This window comes from Collinsella ihumii (genome assembly GCF_030385545.1).
GTDB classification, from domain to species: Bacteria; Actinomycetota; Coriobacteriia; order Coriobacteriales; family Coriobacteriaceae; genus Collinsella; species Collinsella ihumii.
Window position 1 is genome coordinate 445,795 of sequence record NZ_JAUEIQ010000001.1, and the last position, 19,100, is coordinate 464,894.

The 19,100-nt window shown below is 66.2% G+C and carries 14 protein-coding genes; 8 read left to right on the top strand and 6 right to left on the bottom strand.

Annotated elements, in window-relative coordinates:
• The first annotated feature begins 140 nt into the window (after positions 1 to 140).
• Both glf and QVN30_RS02015 read left to right on the top strand, forming a co-directional pair.
• Entirely contained in the window at positions 141 to 1,343 is a 1,203-nt protein-coding gene (gene glf, locus QVN30_RS02010; RefSeq protein ID WP_289835233.1) for a UDP-galactopyranose mutase, read from the top strand.
• Entirely contained in the window at positions 1,336 to 2,382 is a 1,047-nt protein-coding gene (locus tag QVN30_RS02015) for a glycosyltransferase family 2 protein (protein WP_289835234.1), read from the top strand. Before glf ends, QVN30_RS02015 begins: the two co-directional genes overlap by 8 nt.
• 119 nt (positions 2,383 to 2,501) lie before the next feature.
• Here the strand turns inward: QVN30_RS02015 and QVN30_RS02020 are convergent, their stop codons facing one another.
• The gene (locus QVN30_RS02020; RefSeq protein WP_289835237.1) at positions 2,502 to 3,908 is read right to left on the bottom strand and encodes a serpin family protein; all 1,407 of its coding nucleotides are present in this window, start codon (positions 3,906 to 3,908) and stop codon (positions 2,502 to 2,504) included.
• A 347-nt stretch (positions 3,909 to 4,255) separates the two neighbouring features.
• Between QVN30_RS02020 and QVN30_RS02025 the strand changes: the two genes are divergently transcribed.
• The 4 genes from QVN30_RS02025 (at position 4,256) to hydF (ending at position 8,484) form a co-directional block, all read left to right on the top strand.
• Positions 4,256 to 4,534 carry a TM1266 family iron-only hydrogenase system putative regulator gene (locus tag QVN30_RS02025; protein WP_066831830.1) on the top strand — a complete coding sequence of 93 codons (279 nt, stop codon included), beginning with the start codon at positions 4,256 to 4,258 and terminating at the stop codon, positions 4,532 to 4,534.
• The gene (gene hydE, locus QVN30_RS02030; protein ID WP_289835238.1) at positions 4,524 to 5,618 is read left to right on the top strand and encodes a [FeFe] hydrogenase H-cluster radical SAM maturase HydE; all 1,095 of its coding nucleotides are present in this window, start codon (positions 4,524 to 4,526) and stop codon (positions 5,616 to 5,618) included. The genes QVN30_RS02025 and hydE overlap by 11 nt, the downstream gene beginning before the upstream one ends.
• A gap of 78 nt (positions 5,619 to 5,696) precedes the next feature.
• On the top strand, positions 5,697 to 7,145 hold the full coding sequence (gene hydG / locus QVN30_RS02035) for a [FeFe] hydrogenase H-cluster radical SAM maturase HydG (RefSeq protein WP_066831826.1): 1,449 nt from the start codon (positions 5,697 to 5,699) through the stop codon (positions 7,143 to 7,145).
• A gap of 100 nt (positions 7,146 to 7,245) precedes the next feature.
• Entirely contained in the window at positions 7,246 to 8,484 is a 1,239-nt protein-coding gene (hydF, locus tag QVN30_RS02040; protein ID WP_289835239.1) for a [FeFe] hydrogenase H-cluster maturation GTPase HydF, read from the top strand.
• Positions 8,485 to 8,975: 491 nt separating this feature from the next.
• Here hydF and QVN30_RS02045 read toward each other — a convergent pair whose 3' ends face one another.
• From QVN30_RS02045 to ppk1, 5 genes are all read right to left on the bottom strand, one after another.
• On the bottom strand, positions 8,976 to 9,971 hold the full coding sequence (locus tag QVN30_RS02045; RefSeq protein ID WP_289835240.1) for a P1 family peptidase: 996 nt from the start codon (positions 9,969 to 9,971) through the stop codon (positions 8,976 to 8,978).
• Positions 9,972 to 10,037: 66 nt separating this feature from the next.
• Positions 10,038 to 10,622: a Maf family protein gene (locus tag QVN30_RS02050; RefSeq protein WP_289835241.1), complete on the bottom strand. Its 585-nt coding sequence runs from the start codon at positions 10,620 to 10,622 to the stop codon at positions 10,038 to 10,040.
• A 9-nt stretch (positions 10,623 to 10,631) separates the two neighbouring features.
• On the bottom strand, positions 10,632 to 11,177 hold the full coding sequence (locus QVN30_RS02055; protein WP_066831816.1) for a DJ-1 family glyoxalase III: 546 nt from the start codon (positions 11,175 to 11,177) through the stop codon (positions 10,632 to 10,634).
• Positions 11,178 to 11,287: 110 nt separating this feature from the next.
• Positions 11,288 to 12,601, bottom strand: coding sequence for a 23S rRNA (uracil(1939)-C(5))-methyltransferase RlmD (gene rlmD / locus QVN30_RS02060; RefSeq protein WP_289835242.1), 1,314 nt, complete (start codon positions 12,599 to 12,601; stop codon positions 11,288 to 11,290).
• Between the two features lie 253 nt (positions 12,602 to 12,854).
• On the bottom strand, positions 12,855 to 15,806 hold the full coding sequence (gene ppk1, locus QVN30_RS02065) for a polyphosphate kinase 1 (RefSeq protein ID WP_289835243.1): 2,952 nt from the start codon (positions 15,804 to 15,806) through the stop codon (positions 12,855 to 12,857).
• Positions 15,807 to 16,579: 773 nt separating this feature from the next.
• Between ppk1 and QVN30_RS02070 the strand changes: the two genes are divergently transcribed.
• Both QVN30_RS02070 and argF read left to right on the top strand, forming a co-directional pair.
• Positions 16,580 to 17,830 carry an arginine deiminase gene (locus QVN30_RS02070; RefSeq protein WP_204564623.1) on the top strand — a complete coding sequence of 417 codons (1,251 nt, stop codon included), beginning with the start codon at positions 16,580 to 16,582 and terminating at the stop codon, positions 17,828 to 17,830.
• A gap of 122 nt (positions 17,831 to 17,952) precedes the next feature.
• Positions 17,953 to 18,948 (top strand): ornithine carbamoyltransferase, encoded by a 996-nt coding sequence (argF, locus tag QVN30_RS02075; protein ID WP_066833057.1) that lies wholly within the window; start codon positions 17,953 to 17,955, stop codon positions 18,946 to 18,948.
• Positions 18,949 to 19,100: the final 152 nt, after the last annotated feature.

Below are 19,100 nucleotides of genomic sequence, written 5' to 3' on the forward strand. Positions count from 1 at the left end.
GCACGTTTGTTAGCGTGTTGAGCTTTCCTTGTGTGGCAAGGTTCATTATAGGATTTGAGCGCTATAATCCTTGAAACATTTTGCCGCGAGATGCGTTGCAAGTGTTTTTTGGTATAGGGACTTATTTGCAAGGAGCTTCGATGCAGATCACGTCTGGTCTACCTGAGACGTTCAATCCCGATTCGTACGACATGATCGTCGTGGGTGCCGGATACGCAGGCGCGGTGTGCGCTCGCCGCCTGGCCGAGACCTCTGGTTTCCGTGTCGCCGTGCTCGAGAGGCGCAACCATATCGCCGGCAACGCATACGATTGCCTGGACGATGCGGGCATCCTCATCCATGAGTACGGTCCGCACATCTACCACACGTTCAACGAGCGCGTCCACAACTTCCTGTCGCGCTTCACCGAGTGGACCGACTATCAGCACAAGGTCCTTGCGAACATCCATGGCACCCTCATGCCCGTGCCGTTCAACCACAAGAGCCTGAAGCTCGCGTTCGGCGAGGAGCGCGGCGAGCAGCTGTACCGCAAGCTCGTCGAGACCTTCGGTGAGGACAAGAAGGTCCCCATCATGGAGCTGCGCGCCAAGAACGACCCCGAGCTCGTCGAGGTCGCCGACTACGTGTACGAGAACGTCTTTCTGCACTACACCATGAAGCAGTGGGGCCAGACGCCCGACCAGATCGACCCGTCGGTGACCGGCCGCGTGCCCATCTTCATCGGCGACGACGACCGCTATTTCCCGCAGGCCCCGTTCCAGGGCATGCCTGCCAAGGGCTACACCCATATGTTCGAGAACATGCTCGACCATGACCTGATCGACGTGTTCTGCGACGTCGACGCCCGCGACATCTTCGAGATCGGCGAGACGACCGTGTCGGTTTGCGGCAAGGTCTACGGCGGCGAGATCGTCTACACCGGTCCGCTCGACGAGCTGTTCGGCCTCGACCTCGGCGCGCTGCCGTACCGCACGCTCGACATGAAGTTCGAGACCCTCGACATGGACCAGTACCAGCCCGTGGGCACCGTGAACTACACCACGAGCGAGGACTTCACGCGTATCACCGAGTTCAAGAACATGACCGGCCAGGTCGTGCCCGGCAAGACCACCATCATGAAGGAGTACAGCCACTCCTACGAGTCCGGAAGCGGCCAGACACCGTACTACGCGATCCTCGACCCCGAGAATCGCGCCCTGTACGAGCGCTATCTCGACCGCGTGGTGAACCTCACGAACTTCCACCCGGTGGGCCGTCTGGCCGAGTACCGCTACTACGACATGGACGCCGTGACGGATTCCGCCCTCACGCTGTCGGATGAGATCATTGCCTGCCATGCCTAAGAGCGCTTCGCACAAGGTCATCACGTTCGGCATCCCGTCGTTCAACGCGGCGGGAGATATGGATCGCTGCATCTCCTCCATCCTGGAGGGGTCCAGCTATGCGTCCGACGTCGAGATCATCATCGTCGATGACGGCAGCGTCGACGAGACGCCCGCCAAGGCCGACGAGTGGGAGGCCCGCTACCCGGGCATCATCCGCGCGGTGCATCAGGAGAACGGCGGTCACGGCATCGCCGTCCTCTCCGGCCTGCGCGAGGCGACGGGCACCTATTACAAGGTGGTCGACTCCGACGACTGGCTCGATGCGTCCGCGCTGTCGACCATGCTCACGATCCTGCGCGGCTTCGAGGAGCGCGGCACCCGCGTCGACCTGTTCATCTCGAACTACGTGTACGAGAAGCTGCACGAGGGCACGCATACGGCGATCAGCTACCGTTCGGCGCTGCCGCGCAAGCGCGTGTTCTCGTGGGGCGAGGTGGGGCGCTTCCGCCCCGACCAGAACCTGCTCATGCACAGCCTGTGCTATCGCACCGACGTGCTGCGCGAGGCCGATCTCCCGCTTCCCGCGCACACGTTCTACGTGGATAACATCTATGCGTACGTGCCCCTGCCGCGCTGCAAGACGCTCTACTACGCCGATATCGACCTGTACCGGTACTTCATCGGCCGCGAGGGCCAAAGCGTCAACGAGGCCACGATGGTCAGGCGTCTGGACCAGCAGTTCCGCATCACGCGCATCATGATGGAGGCCTACCATCTCTACGACGACGTGGAGCCCGCGCGCCTGCGCTCGTACATGATGCACTACTTCACCATGATGATGACCATCTGCTCGGTGTTCTCCAAGCTTTCGGACAACCCCGAGGCCAAGACTTGGATCCGCGAGCTGTGGCATGACCTCAAGGCCTATGACGAGCGGATGTATCGCCACGCGCGATACGGCGTCTTGGGCGTAGGGACGAACCTTCCCACGCGCGCCGGCGACAAGCTGACCATCGGTGCATACCATCTTGCGAGCAAGATTTTCAAGTTCAACTAGGAAACCAGCCCCCGTGTCCCATGCAAGACACGGGGGCTGATACGTTTTGGGACGCGTTGGACGGGGCCGTGTTTGCCCATGTTCCCAGTAGGGCCGCGGGGCGGAAGGCACGGGTCGAATCAGGCGGCGCCTTCATCGCCATGCAGGTATGTGCCGATGAACAGCGGCGTGTTGGTCCGCGTGTCGACGATCAGGTAGATGAACGGGCGGTCGAGGCGCACCGTCTTCGGCTCGACCGGCTCTCCCGGGGCGGACGCCCCCGCTTCCATCTGCACCGAGGTGACGGCGGCGGCGCGCGTCCCCTCGCGATCGACGTCGATATGGGTCTTGTGCAGCACCTTCGAGATGTGGAGCGGCATGCTCTCCGTCATGCCGGAGAAGTCCGCGACGTACTGGTCGAACGCGTCGGTCATGCCGAGGGCTTTGAGCGATTCGGCCAAATCGGTGCTGTAATCGTAACTGAACGCGGGCAGGTAGGCATCGACCGGTGTCGACCAGGGCTGTTCGAGCATGGAGGCAAGCATTTCGCCGCTCAGGCGCGAGATCGTGTCGGCGACCGTGGTCCCTTCGGGCGGCAGCAGCGCCGCGAACGCATAGGTCCCGCCCTGATAGCGCTTCATGAAGCCCGTGATGCGCGATGCGTCCGGAATCGCGGCGGAGGCCTGTCCGTCTGTGGCGACCGTCCCGTTTGCAAGGTCCGCCTCGAGATAGGTGTCCTCGTAGCTATACATGAGGTCGACGCGCTGCTGGGATCCGTCCTCGCAGGTAAAAGGTGCCGTCTCAACGAATGCGTCGCTGTAGGGGTCCTGCCATGCGCCCTCGAAGGCCAGCGCGTTGATGAGGTAGAGCATGGCGTCTTCGGGAAGCGGCTTATCCTCGTCGAGAAGCCGGTCGATCATGCCGTCGGTCCCGTAGCCGACCCATTCGTTGATGTCGTGTGCAGTCGAGGAGTCAAAGGGGGCGCTGAAGACCGATGCTGCGTACCACGCCGAGGCGGCATCCAAAAACGACTGCTCGACGTCGAGCTCGGGCGTATCGCGCAGCCAGATCGAGTTTGAGAGGCGAAGCGCGGGATCGCCTTCTTGTTCCGGTTCGCTGGGGGAGTCGAGCCGCAGGGCCGCAAGGTATTCGTTGAGCGCGTCCGTCTCGATGCCGAGCACGGACTCCATCTGCTCCTTCGTGGCGCCTTCCGCCCCGTTCGCCGTCATGCCGAGAGCGCTTGCGATCGAGATGGGGGAGACGAGGGCGTTGTCCGCCGCCTGAACGGCGTCCTCTTGCTGCAGGAGGCGGATCCCGAGCCCTGCGAGGGCGCGGGCGCCCTGATCGTCATGGGAGCCGTCCACGGCTGGAGCGACTCCGCTGTTCGCGCGGGTCAGTTCGGTCGCCTTCAATGCGGGGCGAGGCGAGCTGCCCGGCAAGAGGAATCCCCGGGTAAGCCCGATGCCGACGACGGCCAGCGCGACGGCTGCGACGATGATGGCGATAACGGCGGTCTTTCGGCGATGCTGCGGTGGACGGGGTTCCATGGCGCCTCCCCTCGCACGATCCTTATGGTGCTGATACCCAGATGACGTGCATTCTGCTCTAGAAACATCGCCAGGGCACCGGTGACGAAACAAAAAAGGGGCAAAACCGGGATGAATGCCGGGATTTCCGGCATTCATCCCGATCGCGCGTGCGGTCGGTTTCCCCGCGTGCCATCCAGCAGGCCATCTACCTGCGGTTATACATATTGTCGGGGTCGTGGCACCGGGTGCGCCGGGCGTTCCCGGCATCCGCACCCCCACGTCCGACGGCCGACAGCCCGCCGCAGGGGGCGGCATGGGTATAATCGCGCTGTCAGACAACGCAAGGCAAAAGAGCGGAGGATCCAATGGAGAAGACGCGCGTCGCCATCATGGGGATCATCGTGGAGAACATGGACGCGGTGGAGGAGCTCAACGAGCTCCTCCACGAGTACCGCCGCTATGTGATCGGGCGCATGGGCGTGCCGTACCGTCAGCGCCAGGTGAGCGTCATGTCGGTGGCACTCGACGCCCCGCAGGACAAGACGTCGGCGCTGGCGGGCAAGATCGGCGCCCTGCCGGGTGTCAGCGTCAAGACCCTGTATTCCAACGTGGTGTCCGAGGGGGACGGCGCCGATGCGGAATAGCGCTCCCGCGCGGACCCGTGAGCTCATCGGCCGGCTTGCGGTCGAGCACCGCTTGGATCTCAAGGAATACGAGGAGCTAGTCGAGGGGTTCACGCCGGAGATCGCCGCCTATGCCGCCGGGCGCGCCGTGGAGCTGCGCACCCGGGTCTACGGCACAGACGTCTACATCCGCGGGCTGATCGAGATCTCGAGCTATTGCAAAAACGATTGCCTGTACTGCGGGCTGCGCCGTTCGAATCGCATGGCGGAGCGGTACCGTCTGGATGCCGGGGAGATCCTTGCCTGCTGCGACGCCGGATACGAGCTCGGGTTCCGCACGTTCGTGCTGCAGGGTGGGGAAGACACGGCGTTTACCGACGAGGTCGCGTGCGGCATCGTCTCGTCGATCAAGGAGGCGCACCCCGACTGCGCCCTCACGCTTTCGCTCGGCGAGCGGAATCGCGGCAGCTACCAGGCGCTCTTCGATGCCGGGGCCGATCGCTACCTGCTGCGTCATGAGACGGCGGACCCCGCGCACTATGCGCGCCTGCATCCGGCGGACCTCTCATGGGACCGCCGCATGGCGTGCCTGCGCGACCTCAAGGACATCGGGTATCAGGTGGGATGCGGCTTCATGGTCGGGTCTCCCTTCCAGACGCCGGCCACGCTCGCGGCGGATCTCAAGTTCATCGAGGAGTTCCGGCCGGCGATGGTCGGCATCGGGCCGTTCGTGCCGCATCATGCGACGCCGTTCGCGCACGAACCCGCGGGGACGGCGGATATGACCTGCTATCTGCTGAGCCTTCTGCGCCTGATCGGTCCGGAGCTGCTCCTGCCCGCCACGACGGCCCTCGGCACCATCGATCCGTGCGGTCGCGAGCGCGGGATGCAGGCGGGCGCGAACGTCGTGATGCCCAACCTTTCGCCGACCGACGTTCGAAAAAAGTACGAGCTGTATGATAATAAGGCGTGCGCCGGAAGCGAGGCTGCCGAGGGGCTGACCGACCTGTCGCGGCGCATGGAGGCGATCGGCTATCGCGTGGTGGTCGATCGCGGGGACGCAAAGCGTCGCATGGAAGCGGGGCGCGAGGGAAGCGCCGACTAACCGCTTTCGCGGCAATCGCCTGCCGCGCACGAATCTGAGAGGGAAGGCTTTTTGCCTGACCGCGAAGGGGAGGAACATATGGCGAAGTTCGATCTGGGCTCCCGGTATGCCGAGGAGTTCATCAACGATGGTGAGATCCGCGAGACGCTCGACTACGCGGAGGCCAACAAGCACAACAGGGAGCTCATCGAGAGCCTGCTCGAGAAGGCGAAGCCGCGCCGATCCGGCAACGGGTACCGGTGCGCGGGGCTGAACCACCGCGAGGCCAGCGTGCTGCTCGCCTGCGACATTCCCGAGCTGAACGAGCGCATCTTCGAGCTCGCGCGTCAGATCAAACTGGCCTACTACGGCAACCGCATCGTGATGTTCGCGCCGCTCTACCTGTCGAACTATTGCGTGAACGGCTGCACGTACTGCCCGTATCACGCCAAGAACAAGCACATCGCGCGCAAGAAGCTCACGCAGGACGAGGTCCGTCGCGAGGTCATCGCTCTGCAGGACATGGGCCACAAGCGCCTTGCCATCGAGGCGGGCGAGGATCCCAAGATGAACCCCATCGAGTACATCCTGGAGTGCATCGACACCATCTACTCCATCAAGCACAAAAACGGGGCCATCCGCCGCGTGAACGTGAACATCGCGGCCACGACGGTGGAGGAGTACCGCATGCTCAAGGACGCGGGCATCGGCACCTACATCCTGTTCCAGGAGACCTACGACAAGAAGAGCTACCTGGAGCTGCATCCGACGGGACCCAAGCACGACTACGACTACCATACCGAGGCGATGGATCGCGCCATGGACGGCGGCATCGACGATGTGGGGCTGGGCGTGCTGTTCGGCCTGGAGAAATACCGCTACGAGTTCGCCGGCCTGCTCTGCCACGCCGAGCACCTCGAGGCGGTGCACGGGGTCGGGCCGCACACCATCAGCGTGCCGCGCCTGAAGCGCGCCGACGATATCGATCCCGACGAGTTCGACAACGGCATCGACGACGACATCTTCGCTAAGATCATCGCGTGCATCCGCATCGCGGTGCCCTACACGGGCATGATCATCTCCACGCGCGAGAACGAGGCCGTGCGCGCCCGCGCGCTGGAGCTGGGCATCTCGCAGATCTCGGGCGGCTCGCGCACGAGCGTGGGCGGATACGAGGAGGAGGTCCGTCCGCACGATTCGGAGCAGTTCGACGTGTCCGACCAGCGCTCGCTTGACGAGGTGGTGCGCTGGCTCATGCAGCTCGACCATATCCCGAGCTTCTGCACGGCGTGCTATCGCGAGGGCCGCACCGGCGACCGCTTCATGAGCCTGTGCAAGAGCGGGCAGATTCTGAACTGCTGCCACCCCAACGCGCTCATGACGCTCGCCGAATACCTGGTCGACTATGCGTCTCCCGAGACCGCCGCGGTCGGCTGGCCGCTGATCGAGCGAGAGCTGGGGCGCATCCCCAAGGACAAGACGCGCGCGATCGCAACCGAGCACATCGCGGACATCCGCAACTCCAACCGCCGCGATTTCAGGTTTTAGGGAAGCGCCGGCCGGTCCGTCCCCCGGCGACGCCGCCGGGAGGAGGGCGCGGATTTCCCGTCCGTATACAACGTGGCGAAAGACGAGAGAGGTGGGCGACATGGGACTGAACGACACCGCTTCGGCGGAGCGCGTGCATATCGGGTTTTTCGGCGTGCGCAACGCCGGCAAGTCGAGCGTGGTGAACGCGGTGACCGGACAGGAGCTCTGCGTGGTGTCCGACGTGCGCGGCACCACGACCGATCCGGTCAAGAAGGCGATGGAGCTGTTGCCGCTGGGGCCGGTGGTGATCATCGACACGCCCGGTATCGATGACGAGGGCGAATTGGGGCAAAAGCGCGTCGAGCGGGCGCGCCGCATGCTCGCGAGCTGCGATATCGCGGTGCTCGTGGTCGATGGAGGGCGCGGGCTCACAAAGGCGGACCGCGAGCTGATCGGCCAGTTTCGGGCCCGGCAGGTCCCCTTTGCCATCGCGTGGAACAAGTGCGATGTGCCCCAGGCGCGCGAGGGCCTGGCATCGCTTGCCGCGAGCGATGCCGACCTCGCGGAGCATGCGGTCGCCGTCAGCGCCCAGACGGGCGCGGGAGTGGACGAGCTCAAGGAGCGCCTGGCGCACATGGCGACGCCGTCGGCGCGCGAACGCTGCGTGGTCGCGGATCTCGTGGACCCGGGCACCGCGGTGGTGCTCGTCTGCCCCATCGATGCCTCGGCACCCAAGGGGCGCCTGATCATGCCGCAGCAGCTGACGATTCGCGATCTGCTCGACCACGGGTGCCTGCCGGTCGTGTGCCGCGAGACGGAGCTCGAATGCGCGCTCGGATCGCTCGTCTGCCCGCCCGCGCTCGTGGTGACCGACTCGCAGGTGTTCGGCCAGGTCGCCCGTACCGTGCCCGAGCAGGTGCCGCTCACGTCGTTTTCCATCCTGATGCTGCGCTACAAGGCGGATTTGGTGGAGGCGGTCCGCGGCGCCGCCGCGCTCGATCGGCTGCATGAGGGCAGCCGGGTGCTCATCAGCGAGGGGTGCACCCACCATCGCCAATGCGAGGACATCGGGACCGTCAAGATGCCGCGCTGGCTGCAGGAGCATGCGGGCGCAAGGCTCGACTTCGCGTTCACGAGCGGCATCGAGTTCCCGCAGGCGCAGGACCTGTCCGCCTTCGACGCGGTGGTGCACTGCGGCGGGTGCATGCTGAACGCGCGCGAGATGCGCAGCCGCCAGGCCGCGGCCGCCGAGGCGGGGGTGCCCATGACGAACTACGGCGTGGCCATCGCGCACATGCACGGCATCCTGCGCCGAAGCCTGGCCCCGTTCCCGGAGGCGCTCGCCGCCCTCGGGTAGGGTCCGATGCCGAGCCCGCGGTTCCTGCGCCGCCCCGTTTGCACCCTCTTCCGGCGAAAGTGGCTAGAAATATCTGTTTTGCTGTAGCGGCGCCGTGTGATCGGGCCCGAAGGCCCGCCGCGCCGCCGCCGCTCACCCTGTTGAGGCCGTATTCGAGGCGTTTGGGGTCTTGGCGCCCGCGTCATGGGCGGTCGATGCGGACATGCCGGCCGAAACGGTCACCCTTGTCCGAGCCTGCTGACAGCAGAATGGAAATTACTAGCCACGTTCTCCGAGAGGACGGTGCCGTTGACCATCGTTCCCTAGCAGATTACCCACCAACGGTACCCCGAACTGCGAGAGAGGATCCCAAATCGGGCCCTCTCTCGCAGTTCGGGGTACCGTTGGCGGGTGTTCGACACCACAGGACATGACGGGCGGATGGGCGCGGCAAAAAGAAGCCCCCGTGGCCGGGGGCTAGTCATGCACGATATGAGCCGAACGGCGCCTCCCTACAGGTCGCGCGCCGCGGGCAGGCCGCAGATCCCTTCCGCCTCGCGGCACCCGGCGACCAGTGCCGCCTCGAGCGCGCGGGTCGCGACGAGCCCCAGCAGGTCGAGAGGGCAGGCGGGCGCATCGTCGCCGCCGGAAGCGAGCACGTAGATCGTGTCGCCGTCGTTGGTCGTGTGCGTCGGCCGGATCACGTGCGCGTAGGCGTCGGCCGCCATCTGGGCCACCTTGGTGGCCTGCGCCTTGGTGAGGCGGGCGTTGGTGACGATGCAGGAGATCGTCGTGTTCGTCCGGTCGAGCGGCATGGTGAGGCCGGCCCCGGCGTCGAGCATGCCCTCCTCGAGGTCGACGATCTGCGTCCCGTCCGCGCTCACGCGTGCGCCCGCGACGGGTTCGAGCGTGATGGGGTCGACGACGTTGCCGCACGCGTTGACGGCGCTGATGGCGCCGACCTTGAGCGCGCCGAGCGAGAAGGCGCGTGCGCCCAGTCCGCCCTTCATGGCGCGATCCATCCCGAGCAGCTTGCCGATGGTCGCGCCGGTTCCCGCGCCGACGGTACCCTCGGCGAGCCCGGTCGCGTTGCCGTCCAGCGCGAGGCGGGTCGCGGCTGCGCCCGCCTCGACGTCCGGCCGCACGAACGCGTCGCCGAACGCGAGATCGAACAGACAGCTCGAGCAGACGATGGGCACGCGGGTGGGGCCCACGTCGAGGCCGATGCCGCGGCTCTCCAGCTCGCGCGCCACGCCGGATGCCGCCTCGAGGCCGAACGCCGAGCCGCCCGACAGGCAGACGGCGTGAACCTGCTCGACGGTGTTCTCGGGGCGCAGCAGATCGGTCTCGCGCGACGCCGGGGCGCCGCCGCGCACGTCGACGCCGGCCGCGGCGCCGTGCGGCGCGACGATGACCGTGCAACCGGTCGCTGCTTCGCGGTTTGTCCAGTGGCCGAAGGAGAACCCCTCGACATCGGTTATGGAAATCGGCTCCAAAGAATCGCTCATGGTCAACTCATTTCTCAACAGGTTCAACGGGCGCGGAAGGACGGATGCAGAGAGGGCCGGATTGCGTCAGCTGCCGGTCGCCACGGCGTAGCGGCGGATGGCCCGGACGGTCTTGGCGATGGGAAGGCCCACAACGTTGTAGAAGTCGCCATCGATGCCGCGGACGAGCAGGCGTCCGCCGACGCCCTGGATGCCGTAGGCGCCCGCCTTGTCGAGCGGCTCGCCGCTCGCGACGTAGGCGTCGATCTCCTCATCGGTCAGGTCGTAGAAGGTCACGTCGGTGACGTCGACGAACGAATGGCGCGCGCGGGCGCTGTCGCCGGCGACGATCAGGCATACGCCGGTCGCCACCTGATGGGTGCGCCCGGACAGCTCGCGCAGCATGCGGTGGGCGTCGGCGGCGTCCGCAGGCTTTCCCAGCAGCTCGCCGTCGATGGCGACGATGGTGTCTGCGGCGACGACCAGCTCGCCGGGCTCGGCGACGGTGCCCGCGATGCACGCGGCCTTTGAGACGGCCAGGCGCTCGACCAGCTCGAAGGGCGTCTCGCCCTCACGCGGCGACTCGTCGATATCCGCGGGGGCGACCCGGAAGTCAAAACCCGCCTCGCGCATGAGCTCGATGCGGCGCGGGGATTGCGATGCCAAGATCATGGGCGCGTCCTAGAGCTGGATGCCCTGGCGGACCTTGTCCACCGCCACGTCGCCCGCGATGTCGCCGAGAACGGCCAGGGCGAAGGGGAGCGCCTGCCCCATGGCCGATGCCGTGATGATGTTGCCGTCGACCACGACGGTCTTGGGGCCTGCGAAGGTGCCCTCCGGGAAGGTCTTCTCGTAGCCGGGGAAGCACGTCGCGCGGCGCCCCTCGAGCAGGCCGAGCTCGCCCAAGATCGAGGGCGCGGCGCAGATGGCGGCGACGTGCTTGGTCGCGGCGAACTCGCGGACCAGGTCGCATACGCGCTCGTCGGCGCGCAGGTGGGCGGTGCCCGGCATGCCGCCCGGCAGCACGATGTAGTCGAACTCGGCGAAATCGATCTCGTCCAGGGTGCAGTCGCAGGTGACGGAGATCTGCTGGGCGGTCACGACGTCGCGCGTCGACATCACCGACACCAGGGCCACGCGCACCCCGCCCCTCCTCAGCACATCGACGATGGTCAGGCACTCGATGGTCTCGAAGCCATCAGCGGCAAGAACGGCAACGGCGGACATGATGCATCCTTTCATCGGGGATATTGACTGTTTATACCCTGTTTCGCGCGGGCGAGTATGGGGTGCGGCAACGTTGGGGGAACGTCCGGCCGCCGGGGACTCGGGCGTCCCTAGGCGCGGGTGAGATGGGCGACCGTCTCGCAGTGGAACGTCTGCGGGAACAGGTCGACCGGCGTGGCGGAGACGACCTTGAAGGTGCCCTCGTCGAGGAAGCGCCGCAGGTCGCGTGCGAGCGTGGCGGGGTCGCACGAGACGTAGGCCACGTCGCGCACCGACGTGGCCGCGATCAGGTCGATGGCGGCGGGGTCGAGTCCCGCGCGCGGCGGGTCGACGACGAGCACGTCGGCGTCCTCGTCGGGGAATTCGCGCACCGCGTCGCCGCCGATGGGGTCGACGTTGTCCAGCCGTGCAATCTCGAGGTTGCGGCGCAGGTCGCGGATGGCGGGGCCGTAGGCCTCGACGGCCGCCACGTAGGCGCAGCGGCGGGCGAGCGGGAGGGTGAACGTGCCGGCTCCGCAGTACAGGTCGATGGCGACGTCATCGGCACCGGGGTCGAGCGCGTCCATGACCAGCTGGATGAGGATTTCAGCAGCAGCGGTGTTCACCTGGAAGAACGAGGGGGCGCTCAGGCGCATCTCGCCATCGGCGATCTTCTCGGTCCAGGAGCCCTCGCCCGCAAGCGCCTCCACGCCGGCGACCTTGCGGGCGCGCCGGTCGCCTTTGGACATGACGCGCACGACGCTCGTGGGATGGACGGCGTCGGTGAGCACACGCGAGACCTGGGCGCGTGGGAAGGCGCCGGTGGGGGTCCACAGCGCGATCTCGAGCGCCTTGGTCCTGCGGCTGGCGCGGATGCCGACGCGCTCGAGGCCCAGATCGCGGGAATTACCGAGATAGGACAGGGCGCCGGCGACCGCCTTCACCGCGCGCGGGTACTTCTTCTCAAAAAGCGGGCAGCTGTCCACCTTGATGATCTGGTCGGGGTCGACCCCGTGCATGCCGAGGCGGAAGCGGTTGTTGTCCCACGAGGGCGCGAGCTCGACCTTGTTGCGGTAGCCCCAGGCGTCCTTCGCATGGCGGATGGGCTTGACGATCGCGTCGACCTCCTCGTCGGAGAAGCGGCCGATGCGGCGCAGCGTCGAGCGCAGGTTGCCCTCCTTGGCCGCGCGCTGGGCGTCCATCGAAAGGTTGCCCCATGGGCAGCCGCCGCAGATGCCCACAAAGGGGCAGGGCGCCTGCACGCGCTGGTTCGAGGGCTCGAGGATCTCGGAGACTACGGCGCGGTCGAACGAGGAGCCCGTGCTCACCACGTCGGCCTCCACGACGTCGCCCACGACACCTCCCGACACGAAGACGGCCTTGCCGTCCTCGGTGCGCGCGAGGCCGTCCGGGCCGTAGGTCATGCTGTCGACGGTGAGTTTCATGAGGGAACCTTCCATTACGTGATATGTGCTATGCGCAGCTTAGCGAAAGCGCTGGTAGATGTCGACGGATTCACGAGCCGACCACGGATTTGCCCGCTCGGTTCGCGTCATCGGCGCCTCCCCTCGGTCTCGATGGGTTGAAGCGAACCCGTCCCCAACGAACCCACCCAACGAACCCATGGGTCCCAAAACGAGGCCGCCCGTGCGGGGGAGCGCACGGGCGGCCGATGCGATGCGGAAAGCGGGCTTATCGCTAGCGCATGTCGCGCTTCTTCTGCTTCAGTTCCTTTTTCTGCTGCTTGAGGGCCTTCTTCTGCTGGTCGAGCATCTGCTGGCGCTGCTTTTGCTGCTGCTTCTGCTGGCGCAGGGCCTGCTTGCGCTGCTTGTTCTCAATCCGCTGCGCCTTGAGCATCTGGTCCTGCTGGCGCTGCTGGATGCGCTGCAGCCTCTCGGCCTCGCGCTCATGCTCCTGCTTGCTGCCGAACAGCAGGGTCTTGAAGCCCATGCCGATGAGCGCGAAGCCCGTGGCGACGCGGCCGATGCGGCGGATGACGATGGTCTTCGTGCCGCCATCCTTCTCGTCGAGGTCCTCGTCGACCTCGTCGGCATCCTCCTGCGGGTCGATGATCGTGGCCTTGACCGATGTCGCGCGCGGCTGCGCGGGCTCAAGTTCGGACTCGGGCTCGAAGGCGGGTCCCGGCGTCGGCTGCGGCTCGGGCTCCGGCGTCGGAGCGGGCTGGGGCGCCGCGACCGGCTCGGGTGCCGGTGCGGGCTCGGGCGCGGGCTGCGCCTCGACGGCGGGCTGCTGGGCGGGTGCCGCGGAGGGCTGAACGACCGGCTCGGGCTCCGTTGCGGGCGCGGGCTGCGGCGCGGGCGCGGGCTGAGCCACGGGCGCCGGCTGCGGCTCGACGATGGGCGCGGGCTCCACCGGCATGCCGTCGGGATGGCCCGCGCCCTCGAGCACGAGCTCGTGATCGGCCTCGACGGCGGCCGCCGGCGGCGTCCCCATGGGGACCGTCGGGCGCGCGGCGGCGCGCTTGGACGCGGCCTTCTCGGCGGAGCTGGCGCGCTCGATCGCGAGCGTCATCAGGTGCTCCTGCGCGATGAAGGGCTCGTCGCCCACGGCGCGCACGATGGGGGCCCACAGGCCCTTGGGCGTGAGCTCGCGTGCCTTCACGTTGTCCTTCAGCTGGATGTCCATGTATTGGATGACCTGCGCGCGCACGCCGGCGTCGAGCACGGGGAACGCGATCTCCACGCGGTGCTCGGTGTTGCGGGTCATCATGTCGGCACTCGACAGGTAGACCGTGTCGGCGTCCTCGCCGAACGCGTAGACGCGCGCGTGTTCGAGGTAGCGCCCCACGATGGAGCGGATGTGCACGTTCTCGGTCTTGCCGGGGACTCCCGGCAGCAGGCAGGAGATGCCGCGGATGATCATCTCGACCTGCACGCCGGCGCGGCTCGCCTCGGAGATCTTATCGATGACCTCGCGATCGGTCAGCGAGTTGAGCTTGAAGAACACGCGTGCCGGCAGGCCCGCCTGCGCGCGGTCGATCTCGCGGTTCAGGCCGGTCATGATGAGCGGCTTCAGGCCCGCAGGGGCCACGCCCAGATAGCGGTAGCTGCCGCGCAGGTTGCCCAGCGACAGGTTCTGGAAGAAGGAGTTCGCGTCCTCGCCGATGCCGGGGTGCGCGGTCATGAGCATGAAGTCCGAATAGAGCTTCGCGGTCTTCTCGTTGAAGTTGCCGGTTCCCAGCAGCGTGATGCGGGTGACCGCCATGCCCTCGCGGTAGGTGATCTGGCAGATCTTGGAGTGGCACTTGAAGCCCTCGGAGCCGTAGATGACGGTGCAGCCGGCCTCCTCGAGGCGCTCGGCCCACTCGATGTTGTTCTCCTCGTCGAAGCGGGCGCGCAGCTCCATCAGGACGGTGACTTCCTTGCCGTTCTCGGCGGCGGCGATCAGCGACTCGCACAGGCGCGACTGCTTGGCCACGCGGTAGAGCGTGATGCGGATGGAGAAGCAGTCATCGTCGTAGGCCGCCTCGTGCACGAGGTCCAAAAACGGGTTCATGGACTCGTACGGGTAGAACAGCAGCTTGTCGCCCTCGATGACCTGCTCGCGCATGCTGCGGCCGGAGTCGAACCCGGGGTTGTTCTGCGGCGTGAAGGGGTCGAAGAGCAGCTCGTGGCGCGACGCCTCCGGGATATGGGACTCCAGCGAGTACACGTAGCCCAGATCGAGCGGGATGTCCACGACCGCCGTCGCGCGCCCGGAGAGCTCGAGCGCCTGGCGGATCGGCTTGACGGTCTCGCGCTCGAGCTTGCCGCGGATGAAGAGGTAGACCGGCTGCAGGCGCAGGCGCTTCTTCAGGATGCGCTTCATGTGCTGGCGGTAGTCCTCTTCCTCCTCGACGCCCTCGCCGTCCGGGTCGATGTCGGCGTTGCGGATGACGCGGATCACGGCGCGGTCCTGCGGCTCATAGGAGCCAAAGCACCCGTCGATGCAGGACATGATGACGTCCTCGAGCAGGATGTAGCGGTACTCTCCCGTGGTGCTGGGGATCTCGATGACGCGCGGCAGCGAGGCGGGAACCTCGATGAGGCCGAGCAGGCCGGACTCGTCGGCCGACGCCGCGAGGCTGCAGACCAGGTACAGGCCGCCGTTGCGCAGGTTGGGGAACGGGTGGCGCGGGTCGATGACGAGCGGGGAGATGATGGGGGAGATGAAGGATTTGAAGTACCCCTCGACGAACGTGCGCTCGTCGCCGATCAGGGTGCTGGGCTCCAGGCGCACCATGCCGCGGTCGGCGAGCTCCTCCTCGAGCTCGTGGAAGGCGCGCGCCTGGCGGGCGTACAGCGGCGGCAGGGCCTCGAACACCTTGTCGATCTGCTCGGACGGCGTGAGGTTGCTCTTGTTGTCGCGCGGCTGGTGCTTGAGCGTCGCCAGGTCGGACAGGCCGCCGATGCGGATCATGAAGAACTCGTCGAGGTTGCTCTCGAAGATGGACACGAACTTGAGGCGCTCGAACAGCGGCACCGACTCGTCGTATGCCTCGGCGAGCACACGGTCATCGAAGCGCAGCCAGGAGAGCTCACGGTTCTGGGTGTAGGAGAAATCGTAACGCTCCGCCTGGGGGATGCCCTCAAGCGGCGCGGGGTCTTTCTTCTTGTCGTCTTTCTTGCGGTCTTTGTCTTTGACTGCCATGGCGGATCCGTCTCTACTCGAAGGGGTATGCGGTACCAACCGCGCCCGCGCCCCGCCGAGGGCGCCTGCGCGATGTGCATAGTTCAACTCCATCATAGGGCCTCGCGCCCCGTGCGGGCGCCTCGCGGGCAAAGCTTATCGGGATGCTTACACGAACGGTCGGGGACCGGTTGAGGGAGGCGCCGACCGGGCCGTCTTGAGCCCGCTGCGGGATGTTCGTCGCGAAGGCGGCCGGAAAGCGGCCTTTCAGGCTGGGTCCGGAACGTGCGCGGCGCGCGCTGTATCCGTCCGGTTGAGAAACCGAACGTTGATAAAACCTTTTACCAACGTGCGCAGGCGCTTCATTTTGAATTTGGTATCAATTCGCGGGCAATAAGGGCCTCATTAGAGCGGATCCGGGGTTCCTCCCAAGGTTTCCGGACCAGCGTGGACAAAGAAACCGCAGGTCACAGGCTTGTCAGATATGGCCGCTTCCAACCCGTACTTGCCGATTTGATACCAAATTCGTTTTCAAGATATAGCAACCCCCTCTATCCTGGGGTTTTGCGGTGCGGTTTCCCCACCGTGCAGCGCCGGGCCCCCAGGACCACCCCAGGCCCCGGGGCCCGCGCGCCGTTCAGCCCAGCCCAGCTTGCGTAATATGGGTTTTATCCAAGGTTTGGGCGCGTTCGGAAAGACGTGAGATAATCAAAAAGATTGTGAGTGGAGAACCGGCGCCTGCGCACGCGGGCGCGGCTGGGCTGCGCGGCGGCCCGCGCGGAAAGGGTAGGTCGATGGCGAAAGGTCTGCATGTCCCGAACGAGATCGGGCAGCTTCGGCGTGTCTGCTTGCACAGGCCGGGCGACGAGCTGCTCAATCTTCCGCCGAGCGAGCTCGACAGGCTCCTGTTCGAGGACGTCCCGTTTCTGGAGGACGCGCAGGCCGAGCACGACGCCTTCGCCCAGACCCTGCGCAACCAAGGGGTCGAGGTCGTCTACCTCGAGGACCTCGTCGCCGAGGCGTTCGACGCCATGCCCTCCGCCCGCGAGGAGTTCCTGGACCAGTACCTCGCCGAGGCCGGCATCAAGGGCAAGATCCTGCCCGCCGCCATCCGCGAGCGCCTGGGCGCCATCGCCGACAACCGCGAGTTCGTGAAGAAGACCATGGCGGGCCTCACCAAAGACGAGATCGACCTGCCGCTCGTGCGCTCGCTGCCGCTCGACGCGGTGTCGCGCGTCGAGAGCGAGACCAACCTCGCCATCGACCCGATGCCCAACCTGTACTTCACGCGCGACCCGTTCGCCGTCATCGGAAACGGCGTGAACCTCAACCGCATGTACTCCGCTACGCGCAACCGCGAGACCATCTACGGCAAGTACCTCTTCAAGTACCATCCCGACTACAAGGACACGACGCTGTACTTCCGCCGCGACGCCTCGTTCCATGCCGAGGGCGGCGACGTGCTGAACATCAACGAGCACACCATCGCCGTGGGCATCTCGCAGCGCACGCAGGCGGCCGCGATCGACGTCATGGCGCAGAACATGTTCTGGGACTCCGACTCCAAGGTGGACCGCATCCTGGCGTTCGAGATCCCCAACTCGCGCGCCTTCATGCACCTCGACACGGTCTTCACCCAGATCGACGTTGACAAGTTCACGATCTACCCGGCCATCATGGAAACCCTGCGCGTGTTCGAGCTGACGCCGTCTTTGCGCTCGGGGGAGGTCTCCATCCGCGAGATCAACGACACGCTCGAGCACATCCTGGCGGGCGCTTTGGGCATCGACCAGGTGAAGCTCATCCCGTGCGGCGGCGGGGACCCCATCGCCGCGGCGCGCGAGCAGTGGAGCGACGCCTCCAACACGCTGGCGGTGGCCCCGGGCAAGATCTGCGTCTACGCGCGCAACACCGTGACGAACGACGTGCTGTACAAAGAGGGCATGGACCTGCTGGTGATCCCGTCCGCCGAGCTGTCGCGCGGCCGCGGCGGCCCGAGGTGCATGAGCATGCCCTTCTGGCGCGACGACCTCCCGACGGGCTGAGACGCCGCGCTCTCGGTTCGTCCGCCTCGCGGTTTATCGTTTCGAAACAGGCGGACCTCATACTTACATGGATGATTGCGCCGGGGAGACCGGCCACAGGAACATGACCGAAAGGAGCCTTCATGGGCGTGAACCTCTCCGGACGCAGCTTTCTGAAGCTGCTCGACTTCACCACCGAGGAGATCGAGTACCTGCTCGCGCTCGCGCGCAACTTCAAGGACCTCAAGCGCACCGGCACCCCGCACCGCTATCTCGAGGGCAAAAACATCGTCCTGCTGTTCCAGAAGACCTCGACGCGCACCCGCTGCTCGTTCGAGGTGGGCGCGATGGATCTGGGCATGGGCGTGACCTATCTCGATCCGAGCGGTTCCCAGATGGGCAAGAAGGAGTCCATCGAGGACACCGCGCGCGTGCTCGGCCGCATGTACGACGGCATCGAGTTCCGCGGCTACGACCAGGCCGACGTCGAGGAGCTGGCCGCCAAGTCCGGCGTGCCGGTGTGGAACGGCCTGACCGACCAGTGGCATCCCACCCAGATGCTCGCCGACATCCTGACCGTTCAGGAGAACTTCAACTACGACATCAAGGGCAAGACCCTCGTGTTCATGGGCGACGCGAAGAACAACGTGGCCCGCTCCCTCATGGTCGTCTGCGCCAAGCTCGGCATGAACTTCGTCGCCTGCGGTCCGGTCGAGTGCATGCCCGCCTCCGACGTGATCGACGCCTGCACGCCGATCGCCGCGGAGAACGGGTGCACCATCACCTTGACGCAGGACCCCGAGGCGGCCTGCCGCGGGGCGCACGTCATCTACACCGACGTGTGGGTCTCCATGGGCGAGCCCGACGAGGTCTGGGCTGAGCGCATCAAGCAGCTCGAGCCGTATCGCGTGACCTCTCAGCTCATGGCGCTGGCGGATCCCTCGGCGATCTTCTTGCACTGCCTGCCGAGCTTTCACGACACCAACACCACCATCGGCGCCGATATCGCGAGCAAGTTCGGCGTCACCGAGATGGAGGTCACCGACGAGGTGTTCGAGTCCCGTCAGTCCAAGGTGTTCGACGAGGCCGAGAACCGCATGCACACCATCAAGGCGGTCATGTACGCGACGCTGAAATAGCGGACGCGCGCCTGTAACGGGCGCCGTGAAGGCAACGAACCGGTACTGCCCATGGGCCCTTCGGATTCATCCGGAGGGCCCATGTGTTAAGCGCCCTTGAGGGGGCCGCCGGTCGCGCCCGTCTCACGGCGTCGCCGCCAAAACGCGGGCGC